Origin of the sequence: Enterobacter cloacae complex sp. 2022EL-00981 (assembly GCF_028737495.1) — a bacterium.
Lineage (GTDB): Bacteria > Pseudomonadota > Gammaproteobacteria > Enterobacterales > Enterobacteriaceae > Enterobacter > Enterobacter cloacae.
This window is the reverse complement of record NZ_JAQZRK010000013.1, coordinates 1-15,539: the sequence shown is the minus strand read 5'-3', so window position 1 is coordinate 15,539 and position 15,539 is coordinate 1. Positions and strand designations below refer to the sequence as shown.

The following is a 15,539-nucleotide window of genomic DNA, read 5'->3' as shown; positions in this document are numbered from 1 at the left end:
TGTAGCGAGTCAGATCACAAAAGTGTTACTGGCGAGCAAGTTGCTCTGCCAGCAGGGCCAGGCTTCTGAGCTGATGCGCAAGATCCTCACGATCGGCCTGCTGCGGGGTGCGACGGGCACTGGATTGTCGGCTAATCAACGTGACGGGCAACTGAACCTGCCAGCAGGCTTCATGGCGGGCGGGAGCCAGCAGCCACTCCACACTTTGTTCACCTGCCTCGCGAAATGCCTGACGGATGGTGGTAAGCGGAGGTGAAAACCAGGCGCTGTCGGCGGTATCGTCAAACCCCACTATCGATATCTGGCCCGGGATCGTCACCCCTTTTTCCGCGCAGGCCCGCATCACCCCCAGCGCCATTTGATCGTTAGCTACCAGAATGGCATCCGGTAACGTTGCAGCAGACAACAGCGCATGCCCCTTCTCATAACCGCAGGCTGCGCTCCAGTCGCCGTAGGCCACCGCCGCCGCCTCAAGGCCGGCTTCCTCCAGCGCGGCTTTCCATGCCGCCAGACGGGCACGAGCGGAAACAGAGCTTTCCGGCCCGCTCAGCAATGCAATACGCTGATGCCCGAGCGACAGCAAATGTTCAACGCCCAGACGAGCGCCCTGTTCCGCATTAAAAACCAGACTGTTGACCGCTGCCGACGGAGAGACATCCAGAAACAGCACCGGCACGGGCGACGCCAGTGCCTTGAGTTGTTCGGCATGGGGATCGTCAAGCGGCACGTTCACCAGCAGGGCTTCCACGCGCTGAGCCAGCAGCTCCTGAAGCGCGGCCTGGCACTGTTGCGGATGTTCCACCATTGAGATCAGTACGCTCGCCCCCTTTTCTACCGCCCGGGATTTGACCGCAGAGACAATTTGCGAAGGCGCGTGCAGCGCCAGATCGGTAGTGATCAGTCCCAGCGTACGGGTGCGCTTGCCCGCCAGCTGCTGCGCGCCACGGTTAGGAACATAGTGCAGCTCCGCCATGGCCTGCTGCACCTTTTCCCGTGTCCGGGCAGAAACATGCTCCGCGTCGTTAATCACACGGGAAACGGTTTGATAAGACACCCCCGCAAGGAGGGCAACATCATAGAGGGTAATGGCTTTCATGCGTTCCGGCCTGGTGTTAACAGAGCCGTCTATTGTGACACAGCGCGGCCATTAATACCTGTGAGCGCTTCGCAAAATTAAACAACCCGCTCTGGCTGAGGAACGTTATCCGTACGCGGCTTCTGATGGAACCACGGCAAACAGAGCTGGATAAGCGGGCCGATGGTCAGGGCATACAGTACCGTCCCGACGCCAAACGTTCCGCCAAGGACGCAGCCAATCAGCAGAACACTCACTTCAATTGAGGTTCGAACGCTGCGGATTGACCACCCCAGCCGGGCGTGAATGCCGGTCATCAGTCCATCGCGTGGGCCCGCCCCGAACCCGGCACCGATATACATACCGGTTGCTATCGCGTTCAGCACAATGCCCCCAACCAGCAGAGCAATCCGAATGGGGAGAAGATCCAGCTCGGGGATAAGGGCCATCGAGGCATCCGCCGCCAGGCCAATACAGACTACGTTACTGAGCGTTCCCAGCCCAGGCATCTGACGCAGCGGGATCCACAGCAGCAGCACCGCGGCACCGGTCAAAATAATCACCGTACCGATGGTCATCCCCAGCTGTAATCCCACCCCAAGGTGAAACACATCCCACGGGTCAACCCCCAGATCCGAACGAATAAACATCGCGGTTGAAAGCCCATACAGGCCTAAACCTACGTACAGTTGCAGCAGACGACGTACCATTTTAGCTTCTCCAGTGAACCAGGCTTTCATCTTGTTCGAAAATGGCACTATGATTAATGTCCAGTTTTCAAATAGTGGACTGCATATGTCATCACGCCGTTTCGGAAGTCAGTCGCTGGTTCGCCTTTTGGGCCACTGGCAACAAACCCCGTCCCGAACCCCGCTCTGGCGACAGCTGGCCGACGCGTTGCGCCTGCTGATCCTCGACGGCAGGCTGGCGTTGAGCACGCGCCTGCCCGGTGAACGTGAACTGGCCACGGCGTTAGATGTAAGCCGGACGACCATCAGCAGCGCGCTGGCCCATCTGCGAGAAGAAGGGTATCTGGAGAGCCGCCACGGCAGCGGTTCACGCGTGATCCTGCCCGATACCCGTGCCGTACCGACGCTTTCAGCGGCAAGCGCAGCGCTGGATCTCTCCACTGCCGCCCTGAATGCCGGGCCAGAGATCCACCAGGCTTACACCTGGGCGCTCACCGCGATCACCCAGCATCTTACGCTGACCGGTTACGATCAGCTCGGCCTGGCGGCTCTGCGCGACGCCATTGCCGCTCGCTATACCGCACGCGGGCTGCCGACCCGCGCAGACGAAGTGATGGTGGTCAATGGTGCCGTCAGCGGTTTTGCGCTGGTACTGCGGATGATGGCCGGCCCGGGCGATCGCGTCGTGGTCGATCATCCCACCTATCCGCTGGCGATTGCAGCCATCCAGGGGGCATCGTGTCGGCCGGTGGGCGTGTCGCTGCCGGAAAGCGGCTGGGATACGGATGGCTTTGCCGCCACGCTGGCACAGACGGCACCGCGCCTGGCGTACCTGATGCCGGATTTTCACAATCCAACAGGGCGATGCATGGATATCGCCACCCGTCAGGCAATAACCGACATTGCCGCTCGCACCCGTACCACGCTGGTGGTCGATGAAACGATGGTCGATCTCTGGTTTGAAGCACCGCCCCCGCCGCCGCTGGCGTCGTTTAATTCGCAGGCTACGGTGATCACCCTGGGTTCGGCGGGAAAAAGTTTCTGGGGTGGGCTGCGCCTCGGCTGGATCCGCGCCTCGTCGCGCACCATTGCCACACTTGCCCAGACGCGGGATACGCTGGATTTAGGCTCGCCGCTGCTGGAACAGCTGGCCACGCTGTGGCTTATCAACAATAGCGAGACATTTCTGCCTGCGCGCCGGAAAATACTGAAGGAGCGACGCGACCGCTGCGGTGAACTGCTGCGCGAACATTTTCCCCAGTGGCGGTTTCAGGAGGCGGAAGGCGGGCTATCCTACTGGATCGAGCTGCCGGGCATGCTGGCGACACAACTCGCCGCACGTGCAGAAATGCTGGGGATTAATCTGGGAACCGGCACACGCTTTGGTTTATCGGGTGCGTTTGACCGCTACTTACGCATGCCCTTCTCGCTTGAGTCGGCAGAGCTTGAGCAGGCGTTGCTACGAATCAAACCGGTTTGGCTCGCATTAAATAAAACCGCGCCGTCGTTAAAACGCAGTCTTGTTTAATATAAAAGTTTGAAGTGGATCATAAATAAAAACTGCTGACTGTCATACGGCAGTCAGCAGTTTTCACCAGTCAGGAATCAGTGCTGAGGAGGAATAGGAAAACCTTTCAGTGAAATAACAAAACTTTCACCGTCTTTCTTTATTTTTGCGCCGGTATCACACCAGTCAGACGCAATACGAAAGAACTCATCACTTCCTACATTCCAGCCAAGACGGACATGCTTCACGTAGCCTGAACGCAACAGATCGCAGGCTTCTTTGTAGTCACTGGCGGTCGATAGTTGTTGTTTCATTTTCTCTTCTTCAGAAGTTTACGTAGAGCTTTGATTTCTTTAGGAGTAAAAGGCGTTATACTCTCTTCTTCCGTATGCTGATTATCAATATCCTCTTCCGATACTCCCACCTCGTCTGCGGCTTCAAATGCCAGCAGCAGCAACTTCTCTGTGGTCACGCTTAAGTTTTCGTTATTCACTTCCGCATAGTGGCGAAGTCTTTCTTTTAGCGCTTCGTCAATCTTAACGTTTAATACCGCAGTAGCCATGATTGTCACTTCCCTTCGGAATAAGTGCTTTATTTAATACACGATGTTAACAATGTAATCCAGATATATATTTTTAACTTATGACAGAAAAAAGACGCTCAGAAATAAAATGACAGTCTATTATTACAGGTTTATGACAGTAATATTTCAGCGCGATGAAATATATATTACACCACGAATTAAACCCTGTTAATTCTGTGGAATAGCCATGCCGGAAGGAAGTAAAAAAAATCGGGGAGATGTTGCCAGAAGCACAAATGGGTGGGGGCCCTGCCAGCTACATCCCGGCACACACGTCGTCTGCCCTGGCTGCTTCCTTCCGGACCTGACCTGGTGAACAGAGTAGCGTTGCGGGAGAACCAACAGAGCCCCCATTGTGAGCGTTGTTACCCAACGCGCTGGCGCATTATCCCTGTGCTAACGGTCAATTGCAAGCTGCCAGCAACCGGATGGTGGTTTCTTGCGCAAACAGGCACAGCAATCGGCGCAATCTTCGTTTAACATGGCACTTCACTCATCCCCACAGGTGTACCGATGGACGAACACGACTCCTTTCCACAGCGAGTGTGGCAAATTGTGGCCTCCATTCCGGAGGGCTACGTGACAACCTATGGTGACGTCGCACGTCTTGCTGGCTCCCCCCGCGCGGCGCGTCAGGTGGGTGGCGTGCTAAAACGGCTTCCTGAAGGCAGTACATTGCCCTGGCATCGGGTTGTGAATCGTCATGGTGCCATCTCACTCACCGGGCCGGATTTGCAGCGCCAGAGGCAGGCATTACTTTCAGAAGGGATACAGGTGTCCGGGTCAGGGCAGATTGATTTGCAGAAGTATCGCTGGGTGTATTGACCCCCTCCCCCGAAGGAGAGGGGAACACATTACAGCTGAGTCGGTGGGGTAGGTACAGACGGTTGGTTCGTCTGTGGTGCGATCGGCACTTCGGTTTGCTGCACCGGCACCAGGTTCAGGTCGATTTTCGTCCCACCGTTGTTGATGGCTTCCTGAACCGTATCGGTAATAAACACCAGCTTACCGTTGATGGTTACCGCAGCGCTCAGAAGGATACGGGCGTTCGGCTGTACGTCTGCCGGGTTATACGGCAGCACGAAGCTAAACGGTGCCTGCTTACCTTCGGTACGAACAGCACGCTGGGCCACCACTTTCGACGGCGCGTCGGCCAGAGAAGCATCAGACAGCGTGACCGTTAATACCGCATCCGGTGGTAAAGCGACTCGCTGTTTGATCCAGATAGTACCGGAAACATTAGGTTGCTGAATGGATTGCTGTGAGAGTGTATTAATCCCATTTGGATCTGCTGCTGGCACCGGCACCTGGGCGCTCTTACCTGCACAGGCGGACAACGCCACCGCAATAGCTACACCACTTAGCATGGGCACGAGTTTCATTGAAGTCTCCTTATCATCAATGCACCAGCGGGATCGATCCCATCCGATGTCGTTTCAAACACATATCGTATTCAAGTGTGGCACAGATCACTGATTAATGCCTAAATTCTCCCTGATATTCAGATAATTCTACCCGTCGGACCACTTTCATTTCTGCGTTATACTCTGCCTATCTTTCGCCACGGCGTTTATTGAGGACAACTATGAGTCAGGCACTGAACAATCTGCTGACATTACTGAATCTGGAAAAAATTGAGGAAGGGCTCTTTCGCGGACAGAGCGAAGATTTGGGCTTGCGTCAGGTCTTCGGCGGGCAGGTCGTCGGACAGGCACTGTACGCTGCCAAGGAGACCGTCCCGGCAGACCGTCTGGTGCACTCCTTTCACAGCTATTTTCTGCGTCCTGGCGATAGCGCAAAACCCATTGTGTACGATGTAGAAGTGCTGCGTGACGGCAACAGCTTTAGCGCGCGCCGCGTGGCAGCCATTCAGAATGGCAAGCCCATCTTTTACATGACCGCCTCTTTCCAGGCACCGGAACCGGGTTATGAGCACCAGAAAACGATGCCAGCGGCACCGTCACCGGACGATCTCAAATCGGAGACCGATATCGCCCGCGCGCTGGCCCACTTGCTGCCACCGCAGGTCAAAGAGAAGTTCCTTTGTGATAAACCTCTGGAGATCCGCCCGGTCGAATTCCATAACCCGATGAAAGGCCATACGGCCGAGCCGAAACGCCAGGTCTGGATCCGCGCCAACGGCACCGTACCAGAGGATTTCCGCGTGCATCAGTATCTGCTGGGCTATGCGTCAGATTTTAACTTCCTGCCGGTTGCACTGCAGCCGCACGGCGTGGGGTTCCTTGAAAAAGGGATGCAGGTTGCGACGATCGATCACTCGATGTGGTTCCATCGTCCATTTAACATGAATGACTGGCTGCTCTACAGCGTGGAAAGCACCTCGGCGTCCAGCGCTCGCGGGTTTGTACGTGGAGAGTTTTATACGCAGGACGGCGTGCTGGTCGCCTCGACGGTGCAGGAAGGGGTGATGCGTAATCGCGGGTGATGATACCCTCACCCTGGCCTTCTCCCACAGGGAGAGGGAATAAATACTAAAAACGGCAATCGGAGATTGCCGTTTTGCTGTTTATTATGCGTTATACGCATTCTCGCCGTGGCTGTTGACGTCGAGACCTTCGCGCTCCTGCTCTTCCGGTACGCGCAGACCCACAGTCATGTCCGCCAGTTTGTAGCCAATGAAGGCCACCACAGCAGACCACACAACGGTAATGGCGATACTTTCCAGCTGCACCAGCACCTGGTGAACCATGTCAACGCCCTCAGCGTAACCCACTCCGCCCAGCGATTTCGCGGCGAAGATACCGGTCATGATACAACCGACGATACCGCACACGCCGTGCACGCCAAAGACATCGCAAGGGTCATCCACGCGCAGAAGACGTTTCAGCGCCGTCACACCCCACAGACCCGCCAGACCTGACACCAGGCCGACAAGCAGCGCACCACCGACACCGACGTAACCACATGCCGGCGTGATCCCCACCAGACCGGCAATGGCACCCGAGCACGCGCCCAGCAGAGAAGGTTTACCGCGTACCGCCCACTCACCAAACACCCATGAGAGGATTGCACCCGCCGTGGCCACCACGGTATTCACGAAGGCCAGCGCAGCGATTTCGTTAGCGGCGCTCGCAGAGCCGGCGTTGAAGCCGAACCAGCCAAAATAGAGGATTGCTGTACCGGTAAAGACCATCGGCAGATTGTGTGGTTTGAACGCTTCTTTGCCAAAGCCCACGCGTTTGCCAATCAGGTATGCACCCACCAGACCCGCTACCGCGGCGTTGATGTGAACAACAGTACCGCCTGCGAAATCCAGCGCGCCGTGCGACGCCAGCAGACCGCCCCCCCAGACCATGTGTGCAATCGGCACATAGGAGAGCGTCAGCCAGACCACCACAAAGATCAGAACGGCAGAGAAGCGAATACGCTCAGCCAGCGCACCCACAATCAGCCCCACGGTGATACAGGCGAACGATCCCTGGAACGCAATGTGGATGTACTGATAGAAACTGCCCATCACTGCGGTCAGTTCAATATTTTTCAACATGGCCCAGTTGAAGTTGCCGAAGAAGGCGTTACCTTCACCGAAGGCCAGAGAGTAGCCGTAAACCACCCACAGCACGCAAACCAGCGCGAACGTCACGGCAACCTGCGTCAGCATGGAGAGAACGTTTTTGCCACGGATCAGGCCGCCGTAAAACAGCGCGATACCCGGAATAGACATGAACAGCACCAGCGCGGTGCTGATCATCATAAAGGCGTTATCGGCTTTGTCTGCCACCGCAGGAGCAGCCATTGCCAGGCCCGGCAGCAGTGCCAGCGAACCCAGACCCGTTTTGATTGTTGCTATCTTCATTTTCTCGATCCCTATCACTGTGTGCCAGGAGTTACTTACAGTGCCGCTTCGTCAGATTCGCCGGTACGGATGCGAATGACACGCTGCAGTTCGGCAACGAAAATTTTGCCGTCGCCAATTTTGCCGGTATAGGCCGCTTTGCTGATCACATCGATGACTTCATCAAGCTGGTCATCAGCAATCGCGACATCAATTTTTACTTTTGGCAGGAAGTTAACGCTGTATTCCGCCCCGCGATAAAGCTCGGCATGACCCTTCTGACGACCGAAGCCTTTCACTTCGGTGACAGTCAGTCCCTGAATACCCATTGAAGACAACGCTTCACGCACGTCTTCGAGTTTGAATGGTTTGATTACCACCGTAACCAGCTTCATAGATCCCCTCCAGTCAGAATTCGGTAATGGCCGCAGCTAACACGCAGGAGACATTGCAAGGGGTGTGCCAGAAATGAAAACGGAAGGGAAAAGCGGCGCAATGCGCGTTAAAAGACCATTCATGGCCAACAGGTGAAAAAAAACGCACCATGGCAGTGCATGGCGCGTTTCGGTTTTGCACCAACAGCGGTGACTGTTAGCACGATGCCTGTTTTTGGTGCATCAGGCGCTAAGCGACTCTTCCTCCCGGACGCTGGCCGCCAGCTCTTCACCCGCCAGTTGCAGCTGATACATCTGCCAGTAGCGGCCTTTCGCCTCCAGGAGCGCCCGGTGCGTACCGCGTTCAACGGCCTGTCCGCGATGCAGCACCAGAATGGTATCTGCATCGACAATCGTTGAAAGACGGTGCGCGATAACCACCAGCGTCGTGTGGTCGCGCACGGCGGCCAGTGCCTGCTGGATAGCCTGTTCAGTACCGGAGTCGATGCTGGCCGTCGCTTCATCCAGAATCAGCACCTGTGGCGTTTCAATCAGCACACGCGCCAGCGCAAGAAGCTGTTTTTGCCCGACAGAAAGATTATTACCCTGCTCGCCCAGCCGGGTGTTGATTCCGTCGCTGAATCCGCGTGCCAGCTCTGCGAGCTGCACTTTTTCCAGCACGGCCCAGACCTGCTCCTCGGTATAATCACGCCCCAGGGTCACGTTGGCGTAAAAGGTATCGGCCAGCACAACCGGATCTTGCTGCACCATTGCCACGCCTTTACGCAATACGCTGTGGCTGAGCGACGCCAGCGGACGTCCATCCAGACGAATTTCGCCTTTCGCTAACGGGTAGTAGCCCATCAACAGGCTTGCAAGCGTACTCTTGCCGCTGCCGGTATGCCCCACCAGCGCCACAAAGCCGCGCGACGGCACATCAAGATTGATGTCCTGCAACACCAGCCTGTCTTCACGGTAGGCAAACGAGACATGGTCAAACGTAATCGCCCCGCTTTGCAGAGGTGCTGTATCCTCACCATAGGTTTGACGCGGTCTGTCCATCAGTTCAAAGACGCGCTCGCCGGCAACCACCGCCTGCTGCAACATGGATTGTTGGGTTGTGAGTTCAATCAGCGGCTCGTTCAGGCGTCCCAGATAGCTGATAAAAGCATACAGAACCCCCACCTCAATCGTTCCGCCTGGACTCAGGCCAAAGAGCATCAGCAGGCCGCAAAGCACCAGTGCCGAGAAGAGGCTCAGCAGCGGACGCAGCAGGAAACCATCAAGGCGCAGCGTCTGCATACGCGCCATATAGTGCGAACGGCTGGCTTCGCCCATGCGCTCGCCAAAGCGAGCCTGCTGGCGGAACTGCTGAATGACGCTCATGCCGTTGATCACTTCGTTGAAGCCATCGTTAATATCGGCCAGGTAGGTCCGCACCCGACGTACAATGGGCGTGCTGTAGCGCTGATAGATCACCATCACAATCAGCACTGCCGGGAAAATCGCGATCGCCACCAGCGCCATGCGCCAGTCAAGGCTGAACACCGCCACCAGCATGGCGCCAATCAACGCGGCACTGCGCAGCACGGTCGCCACGACCGTCACATACAGATCGCGAATCACCTCGGTATCGTTGGTCACCCGCGAAATCACCTGCCCGACCGGCTGGATATCAAACTCGCTCAGCGGCTGGCGCAGCGCAGCATCCATAACGTCGGTACGCAGCTTCTGAACCACACCCACCGCCGCCCGGTTAAAGAGCAGCGACTGCGCATAGTGCAGGCCAGCCGCTGCCAGCTGTAGCCCCACATAGGCCACGCCTAACCCCGCCACCAGCCCCAGCGGCAAATAGCTTTTCGCAACCATATTGTCGATGAAATAACTGATGAGCAGCGGACCACTCACTTCTGCAATCGCCGCAATCCACAGCAGCACGACGGCAAGAGCAAGGGGTTTTCGCCATGGCGAACCGTAGGCCAGCAGGCGTTTTAGCGTCGGCCACTGCGTTTTTGATTTACGCATTAGCGTCCTCCTCTTCCTGTTCCGGGGCATCGTCGAGTGCCGCTTCAAGCTGCTGATAGCGATACATATCGCGATACCAGCCCGGTTGCTCCGCAAGCTGGTCATGCTGCCCGCGCTGGGCAATGTGCCCGTGCTGCAACACCAGAATTTCACTGGCTTCCGTCAGCGCTGACAAACGGTGGGCACTGATGATCACCGTCCGTCCGTCGCTCCACTGGCGAAGGTTATGCAGGATTTGGTGCTCGGTTCGACCATCCACAGCAGAAAGCGCATCATCCAGGATCAGGATTTCAGCATTGAGCAGCAGCGCACGGGCAATGGAAATTCGCTGTTTTTGCCCGCCAGAGAGCATAACGCCACGTTCACCCACCTCCGTTTCATACCCCTGCGGCAGACGCAAAATATCGTCATGTACGCTGGCTAAGCGCGCCACATGCTCAATCTCTTCCTGCGTGGCCGACGGACAGCCAAGGGCTATGTTGTTCGCCACGGTGTCAGAAAAGAGAAACGGCGTCTGGCTGACCACGGCCAGTCGGCGACGCCAGTCGTCAAGTTGCAGTGTCGTGAGGGGAAGATTGTGGAAACGAATATCCCCCTGCGTGACATCAAAGTGACGCTGGAGCAGCGAAAGAACGGTACTTTTACCGGATCCCGTCGGGCCACAGATCCCGAGCATTTGCCCCGGTTGCAGCGTAAAGCTGACGTTTTCCAGCACCGGATGTTCCGTCTGCGGATAAACAAACGTACGGATGTCGACGTTCATCACCCCACGCCCTTCCGGTACCGGTTCGGTACCGTCGTTGACCACTGGCGCTTCAGACAGCATGGCGCGAATGCGGCTATAGGCGGCACTGCCGCGCTCCACGATGTTAAACATCCAGGCCAGCGCCAGCATCGGCCAAATCATCAGCCCCAGGTACATGGCAAAACTGGTTAACTGCCCCAGGGTCAAGGTGCCCTGCACCACCATCCAGCTCCCGCCACCGACGGCCAACAGGTTGGCCATGCCAATGGCGATATAGATGGTCGGATCAAAGCGTGCATCAATACGCGCAACGCGCATGTTTTTTGCGCCGGTGTCTGCGGCATCGGCCGCAAACAGGGCAGATTGCCGATCCTCCAGACCAAAGGCTTTGATCATGCGGATGCTGGTCATACTCTCCTGCGTACGATCGTTTAGTGACGAAAACGCCGCCTGCGCCAGCTTGAAACGCTCGTGCAGTTGTTCGCCATAACGGTTGATCGCCAGCGCCATTAGCGGCATCGGCAGCAATGCCAGCAGGGTAAGTTGCCAGCTGATCTGAGTGGACATCACAATCAGAACCGCGCAGCCCATCACCAGCGAATCCACCAGCGTTAACACCCCTTCCCCGGCCGCGAATACCACGCGATCGACGTCGTTGGTGGCGCGGGCGATGAGATCCCCGGTGCGATGGCGCAGGTAAAACTCGGGGTGCTGGCGACTCAGCTGACGGTAAAAATCCTCGCGCAGCTCAACGGCAAGCTGATAGGACGCGCCAAACAGCAGCACGCGCCAGACGTAACGCAGCAAATAGACGATGACGGCCGTCAGCACCAGCGTGCCAACCCACATCAACACCCGTGCGGTGGTGTAATGCTGTTCCGTAACGCCATCCACGACGTAGCCCACCACCTTCGGCGGGATCAGCTGCAAAATGGCAATGATGATAAGCAGGAGAACTGCGCCGAGGTAGCGCTGCCACTCCCGACGAAAGTACCAGCTTAGTTGGGCAAATAATCGCACGCGGTTTGTTCCTGAAGGTATTTTATGGAGTTATTCAATAGGTAACGCTGTGGTGTATTTAATCTGTTCCATGGCGAAGCTTGAGGTGACGTCCGACAAGCCCGGTACGCTATTCACCAGCCGCTTGTAGAAATCATCATAGCGCTTCATGTCTGCCACCTGGACACGCATCAGATAATCGTACTCCCCGGCCATACGCCAGAAGCCGAGAACCTCCGGCATGTCAGAGACCTGGTTTACGAAGCGGCAATACCATTCGCTGCTGTGGTGCTGCGTTTTTATCAGGACAAAGGCCGTCAGGCCCAGCCCCAGTTTTTCGGGATCTAATAACGCGACACGCCCCAGCAGAATGCCGTCATCTTCCAGCTTCTTGAGGCGCTTCCAGCACGGTGTGGTGGTCAGATTAACGGCATCTGCCAGCGCCTGCAAAGAGAGGGTGCAGTCACTTTGCAGCAATGAAAGCAGCTTGCGGTCAATTTTATCTAGCATACCCACCTCACAGAGAAAATTTTTCTCCCTTCATTCTATTTTAAAGGCCAGATAGCAACAATTTTTTCTGTGCTTTTCGCTATGCTGGGCACAAAATGACAAACGGATAATTACGATGAATAGCAACTGGGTTAAACATGCCATCAGCGAAATCAATGCCGACTACCAGCGCTCGGCCGACACCCATTTAATCCGCCTCACCCTGCCGGGGTTTGCGGGGATTCAGCTGTATCTGAAAGATGAAAGCACCCATCCTACGGGCAGCCTGAAGCATCGTCTGGCGCGTTCGCTGTTCCTGTATGGCTTGTGTAACGGCTGGATTAAAGAAGGCACGACAATTATTGAATCGTCATCCGGTTCAACCGCCGTCTCCGAAGCCTATTTCGCCCGTCTGCTGGGCCTGCCGTTTATCGCCGTCATGCCCTCCTGCACCGCGAAACGCAAAATCGAACAGATCGAATTTTATGGCGGACGCTGCCACTTTGTAGAAAGCGCCTGCGAAATTTACGCCGCCTCGGAAATGCTGGCCCGTGAGCTGAACGGCCACTATATGGACCAGTTCACCTTCGCCGAGCGTGCAACCGACTGGCGTGGCAATAACAATATAGCGGACAGTATTTTCCGTCAGATGACTCATGAGCCTCATCCGGTTCCGTCATATATCGTCATGAGCGCCGGTACGGGCGGAACCTCGGCCACCATTGGCCGCTATATCCGCTGTCAGGGCTACGATACGCAACTGATGGTGGTTGATCCGCAAAACTCGGTCTTCCTCGACTACTGGCAAAGCCGCAATGCCGACCTGCGCAGTCCGGTGGGCAGTAAAATTGAAGGGATTGGCCGCCCGCGCGTTGAGCCGTCGTTCATTCCTGATGTGGTGGATGAAATGCTCCGCGTACCGGATGCCGCCAGCGTCGCGACGGCCCACTGGCTGGAGACGCAGCTGGGCCGCAAGGTGGGTGCCTCTACCGGTACCAATATGTGGGGTGCGCTGCAGCTGGCAGCACGCATGCGTGAAGAGGGCCGCACGGGCTCTATCGTCACGCTGCTGTGCGACAGCGGGGAGCGCTACCTGGAAACCTATTACAACGCGGAGTGGGTGCAGGCAAACATTGGTGATATTGCGCCGTGGAAAGCGCAAATTGCACAGCTGGTGAAATAAAAAAAAGCCAGACCGAAGTCTGGCTTGCTGGAAGGGTCTCACTATTCGGGGGAATATGGGAGGGTGTTGTTGTCCAGCCAATGTGTTAAAAAATGGGACACCGCTTCATTACGGCAGTGTCCGATAACCGGCAGATGAGGAAGCGCAGAGATCAGCTGCGGCATAGCATTCCCCATAATCAAACCGCGCCCGACGCTGCCCAGCATCTCGCGGTCGTTCATGGCGTCACCAAACGCCATACACTCCTGCAGCGTCAAGCCCAGGTAGTCGCTCAGGACCGCCAGGGCAGAACCTTTGTTACACCCCACCGGCAACACTTCCAGACAATCCACCGCCGAAAAGGTCAGATGGGCCCGGTCGCCTAACGCCTCATTCAACTGAATACGTAAGCGGCAGAGATCGTCGTGATCGCCACAAAAACAGATCTTGGTCACCGCGTGGGCAGGGATGCGGCGCAGATCCATCAGCTGATAGCGAAAACCGCTGTAGACATGCGCATGGAGAAGTTGAGGGATTTCACGACCGGTAAACCAGCCGTTATCGTTAAAGACATGAACGCTGGCCTGGGTATCCCAGGTACTGTGCAGCACGATATCCGCCACTTCCGGGTTGAGATCCTGACGGTGCAGCACCCCACCTTCGACCGAATGAATTCGTGTTCCGTTGCCGGTAATCAGAAATGCATCCAGGGAAAATGCGCCCAGCAGATGGCGCATCTCCAGCACATGACGGCCAGTGGCAAACGTCAGGGTTACATCACGCTCACGCAGGCGCTTAAGGGTGTTCAGGGTTTTCTCCCCTAAACGGTGATCCGGCATTAACAACGTGCCGTCCATATCAAATGCAGCGAGCCGAGCCATCATAACTCCCGAAATGTGATGCGATTAACTTGTGCATCAGTATTGCGTGAGATATACGGAAGTAATAGTGAATAGATGAGAATTATTGTTCCGGGTTTATCATGCGCCAGCTCAACCGCCTCAAACAGTATCAACGCCTGTGGCAACCCTCCGAAGGGGCACCGCAGCAGGTCACCATTGCGGAGCTCGCCAGCCGCTGTTTTTGCAGCGAGCGGCATGTTCGCACCCTGCTGCGTCAGGCGCAGGAGGCTGGCTGGCTGAACTGGCATGCGCAGTCTGGTCGCGGCAAGCGCGGCGAGCTCAGGTTTTATGTCAGCCCGGAATCACTGCGCAATACGATGATGGAAGAAGCGCTGAAGCATGGGCAGCAGCATAACGCCCTGGAGCTGGCCCAGCTTGCGCCGGAAGAGTTGCGGGAGTTGCTGCATCCCTTTTTGGGCGGACAGTGGCAAAACGATACGCCGACGCTGCGCATTCCCTATTACCGCTCGCTGGATGCGCTGCAGCCTGGCTTTTTACCCGGCCGGGCGGAGCAGCACCTGGCAGGCCAGGTTTTCTCCGGGCTGACGCGCTTTAACGGCAACAGCAGCGAACCGACGGGCGATCTTGCCCATCACTGGGAAGTCACGGATGGCGGCCTGCGCTGGCATTTTTATATCCGCTCGACCCTGCACTGGCATAATGGCGACAAAATTGAGACAGCGCAGTTGCAGCGGAGCCTGAAGGCCCTGCTTATGCTGCCAGCCCTGCGCAAACTGTTCCAGAGCGTATTAGATATCGAGGTCACTCACCCGCAATGCCTGACGTTTACTCTGCATCAACCGGACTACTGGTTGCCCCATCGTCTGGCGACCTACTGTAGCCGTCTGGCCCACCCCGATCAGCCCATGACGGGCAGCGGCCCTTTCAGGCTGAGCGTGTTTGATTCCGAGCTGGTGCGTCTGGAAAGCCACGAGCAGTACCATCTTAACCACCCGCTGATCAAGGCGATTGAATACTGGATCACGCCGACGCTATTTGATTACGGACTGGGGACCAGCTGCCGTCATCCGGTGCAGATTGCCATTGGCGAGCCTGATGAACTGGAGAGCTGGTGCGTCTGGAAAGCCACGAGCAGTACCATCTTAACCACCCGCTGATCAAGGCGATTGAATACTGGATCACGCCGACGCTATTTGATTACGGACTGGGGACCAGCTGCCGTCATCCGGTGC

General features: G+C 56.5%; 15 protein-coding genes, 1 other RNA gene and 1 pseudogene. 5 read left to right on the top strand and 12 right to left on the bottom strand.

Translation table 11 applies throughout. The features are described from left to right. Positions 1 to 25: 25 nt before the first annotated feature. Positions 26 to 1,096: a LacI family DNA-binding transcriptional regulator gene (locus PUZ33_RS12940; protein WP_058681172.1), complete on the bottom strand. Its 1,071-nt coding sequence runs from the start codon at positions 1,094 to 1,096 to the stop codon at positions 26 to 28. A gap of 77 nt (positions 1,097 to 1,173) precedes the next feature. Then, positions 1,174 to 1,785 (bottom strand): membrane protein YczE, encoded by a 612-nt coding sequence (gene yczE, locus PUZ33_RS12935; protein ID WP_274205319.1) that lies wholly within the window; start codon positions 1,783 to 1,785, stop codon positions 1,174 to 1,176. 85 nt (positions 1,786 to 1,870) lie between these two features. Here yczE and yczR point away from each other — a divergent pair, with 85 nt between their 5' ends. Beyond that, positions 1,871 to 3,292 carry a MocR-like transcription factor YczR gene (gene yczR / locus PUZ33_RS12930; RefSeq protein WP_252107645.1) on the top strand — a complete coding sequence of 474 codons (1,422 nt, stop codon included), beginning with the start codon at positions 1,871 to 1,873 and terminating at the stop codon, positions 3,290 to 3,292. Positions 3,293 to 3,369: 77 nt separating this feature from the next. Here yczR and PUZ33_RS12925 read toward each other — a convergent pair whose 3' ends face one another. The 3 genes from PUZ33_RS12925 to ffs all read right to left on the bottom strand — a co-directional run bounded on the left by PUZ33_RS12925 (position 3,370) and on the right by ffs (position 4,198). Beyond that, positions 3,370 to 3,585, bottom strand: a complete 216-nt coding sequence (locus PUZ33_RS12925) for a hypothetical protein (RefSeq protein ID WP_013095877.1) — start codon at positions 3,583 to 3,585, stop codon at positions 3,370 to 3,372. Then, positions 3,582 to 3,833 carry a hypothetical protein gene (locus PUZ33_RS12920; protein WP_058681174.1) on the bottom strand — a complete coding sequence of 84 codons (252 nt, stop codon included), beginning with the start codon at positions 3,831 to 3,833 and terminating at the stop codon, positions 3,582 to 3,584. Before PUZ33_RS12920 ends, PUZ33_RS12925 begins: the two co-directional genes overlap by 4 nt. Positions 3,834 to 4,101: 268 nt before the next feature. Further along, positions 4,102 to 4,198: signal recognition particle sRNA small type (gene ffs, locus PUZ33_RS12915), an RNA gene on the bottom strand. 169 nt (positions 4,199 to 4,367) lie between these two features. On the opposite strand from ffs, the gene PUZ33_RS12910 reads away from it, so the two are divergent. Further along, a complete protein-coding gene (locus tag PUZ33_RS12910; protein WP_023620099.1) occupies positions 4,368 to 4,679 on the top strand; it encodes an MGMT family protein in 312 nt (103 codons plus the stop codon). A 29-nt stretch (positions 4,680 to 4,708) separates the two neighbouring features. Here PUZ33_RS12910 and PUZ33_RS12905 read toward each other — a convergent pair whose 3' ends face one another. After that, a complete protein-coding gene (locus PUZ33_RS12905) occupies positions 4,709 to 5,236 on the bottom strand; it encodes a YbaY family lipoprotein (protein ID WP_013095874.1) in 528 nt (175 codons plus the stop codon). A gap of 203 nt (positions 5,237 to 5,439) precedes the next feature. Between PUZ33_RS12905 and tesB the strand changes: the two genes are divergently transcribed. Continuing rightward, positions 5,440 to 6,300 (top strand): acyl-CoA thioesterase II, encoded by an 861-nt coding sequence (gene tesB, locus PUZ33_RS12900; RefSeq protein ID WP_013095873.1) that lies wholly within the window; start codon positions 5,440 to 5,442, stop codon positions 6,298 to 6,300. 84 nt (positions 6,301 to 6,384) lie between these two features. On the opposite strand, the gene amtB is transcribed toward tesB, so the two are convergent. The 5 genes from amtB to PUZ33_RS12875 form a co-directional block, all read right to left on the bottom strand. Then, positions 6,385 to 7,671 carry an ammonium transporter AmtB gene (amtB, locus tag PUZ33_RS12895; protein WP_058681175.1) on the bottom strand — a complete coding sequence of 429 codons (1,287 nt, stop codon included), beginning with the start codon at positions 7,669 to 7,671 and terminating at the stop codon, positions 6,385 to 6,387. 35 nt (positions 7,672 to 7,706) lie between these two features. Further along, positions 7,707 to 8,045: a P-II family nitrogen regulator gene (gene glnK / locus PUZ33_RS12890; protein ID WP_008503304.1), complete on the bottom strand. Its 339-nt coding sequence runs from the start codon at positions 8,043 to 8,045 to the stop codon at positions 7,707 to 7,709. A gap of 222 nt (positions 8,046 to 8,267) precedes the next feature. Next, positions 8,268 to 10,049: a SmdB family multidrug efflux ABC transporter permease/ATP-binding protein gene (locus PUZ33_RS12885; RefSeq protein ID WP_252107644.1), complete on the bottom strand. Its 1,782-nt coding sequence runs from the start codon at positions 10,047 to 10,049 to the stop codon at positions 8,268 to 8,270. Further along, positions 10,042 to 11,814 (bottom strand): SmdA family multidrug ABC transporter permease/ATP-binding protein, encoded by a 1,773-nt coding sequence (locus PUZ33_RS12880; RefSeq protein WP_023621395.1) that lies wholly within the window; start codon positions 11,812 to 11,814, stop codon positions 10,042 to 10,044. Before PUZ33_RS12880 ends, PUZ33_RS12885 begins: the two co-directional genes overlap by 8 nt. A 30-nt stretch (positions 11,815 to 11,844) precedes the next feature. Then, a complete protein-coding gene (locus PUZ33_RS12875; RefSeq protein ID WP_020686133.1) occupies positions 11,845 to 12,303 on the bottom strand; it encodes an Lrp/AsnC family transcriptional regulator in 459 nt (152 codons plus the stop codon). Between the two features lie 115 nt (positions 12,304 to 12,418). Between PUZ33_RS12875 and PUZ33_RS12870 the strand changes: the two genes are divergently transcribed. Next, on the top strand, positions 12,419 to 13,465 hold the full coding sequence (locus tag PUZ33_RS12870; protein WP_058681177.1) for a PLP-dependent cysteine synthase family protein: 1,047 nt from the start codon (positions 12,419 to 12,421) through the stop codon (positions 13,463 to 13,465). A 41-nt stretch (positions 13,466 to 13,506) separates the two neighbouring features. Here the strand turns inward: PUZ33_RS12870 and cof are convergent, their stop codons facing one another. Beyond that, positions 13,507 to 14,325: an HMP-PP phosphatase gene (gene cof, locus PUZ33_RS12865; protein WP_058681178.1), complete on the bottom strand. Its 819-nt coding sequence runs from the start codon at positions 14,323 to 14,325 to the stop codon at positions 13,507 to 13,509. A gap of 101 nt (positions 14,326 to 14,426) precedes the next feature. On the opposite strand from cof, the pseudogene PUZ33_RS12860 reads away from it, so the two are divergent. Then, positions 14,427 to 15,410 (top strand): annotated as a pseudogene (locus PUZ33_RS12860) (SgrR family transcriptional regulator); the annotation flags it as partial. Between the last annotated feature and the right edge of the window lie 129 nt (positions 15,411 to 15,539).

Bases quoted from the DNA above. Each gene is read 5' to 3' on its own strand.
- amtB (WP_058681175.1), bottom strand. From the start codon at position 7,671: ATGAAGATAGCAACAATCAAAACGGGTCTGGGTTCGCTGGCACTGCTG.
- PUZ33_RS12940 (WP_058681172.1), bottom strand. From the start codon at position 1,096: ATGAAAGCCATTACCCTCTATGATGTTGCCCTCCTTGCGGGGGTGTCT.
- yczR (WP_252107645.1), top strand. From the start codon at position 1,871: ATGTCATCACGCCGTTTCGGAAGTCAGTCGCTGGTTCGCCTTTTGGGC.
- PUZ33_RS12925 (WP_013095877.1), bottom strand. From the start codon at position 3,585: ATGAAACAACAACTATCGACCGCCAGTGACTACAAAGAAGCCTGCGAT.
- yczE (WP_274205319.1), bottom strand. From the start codon at position 1,785: ATGGTACGTCGTCTGCTGCAACTGTACGTAGGTTTAGGCCTGTATGGG.
- PUZ33_RS12910 (WP_023620099.1), top strand. From the start codon at position 4,368: ATGGACGAACACGACTCCTTTCCACAGCGAGTGTGGCAAATTGTGGCC.
- cof (WP_058681178.1), bottom strand. From the start codon at position 14,325: ATGGCTCGGCTCGCTGCATTTGATATGGACGGCACGTTGTTAATGCCG.
- PUZ33_RS12920 (WP_058681174.1), bottom strand. From the start codon at position 3,833: ATGGCTACTGCGGTATTAAACGTTAAGATTGACGAAGCGCTAAAAGAA.
- PUZ33_RS12870 (WP_058681177.1), top strand. From the start codon at position 12,419: ATGAATAGCAACTGGGTTAAACATGCCATCAGCGAAATCAATGCCGAC.
- PUZ33_RS12885 (WP_252107644.1), bottom strand. From the start codon at position 10,049: ATGCGTAAATCAAAAACGCAGTGGCCGACGCTAAAACGCCTGCTGGCC.
- PUZ33_RS12875 (WP_020686133.1), bottom strand. From the start codon at position 12,303: ATGCTAGATAAAATTGACCGCAAGCTGCTTTCATTGCTGCAAAGTGAC.
- tesB (WP_013095873.1), top strand. From the start codon at position 5,440: ATGAGTCAGGCACTGAACAATCTGCTGACATTACTGAATCTGGAAAAA.
- PUZ33_RS12905 (WP_013095874.1), bottom strand. From the start codon at position 5,236: ATGAAACTCGTGCCCATGCTAAGTGGTGTAGCTATTGCGGTGGCGTTG.
- glnK (WP_008503304.1), bottom strand. From the start codon at position 8,045: ATGAAGCTGGTTACGGTGGTAATCAAACCATTCAAACTCGAAGACGTG.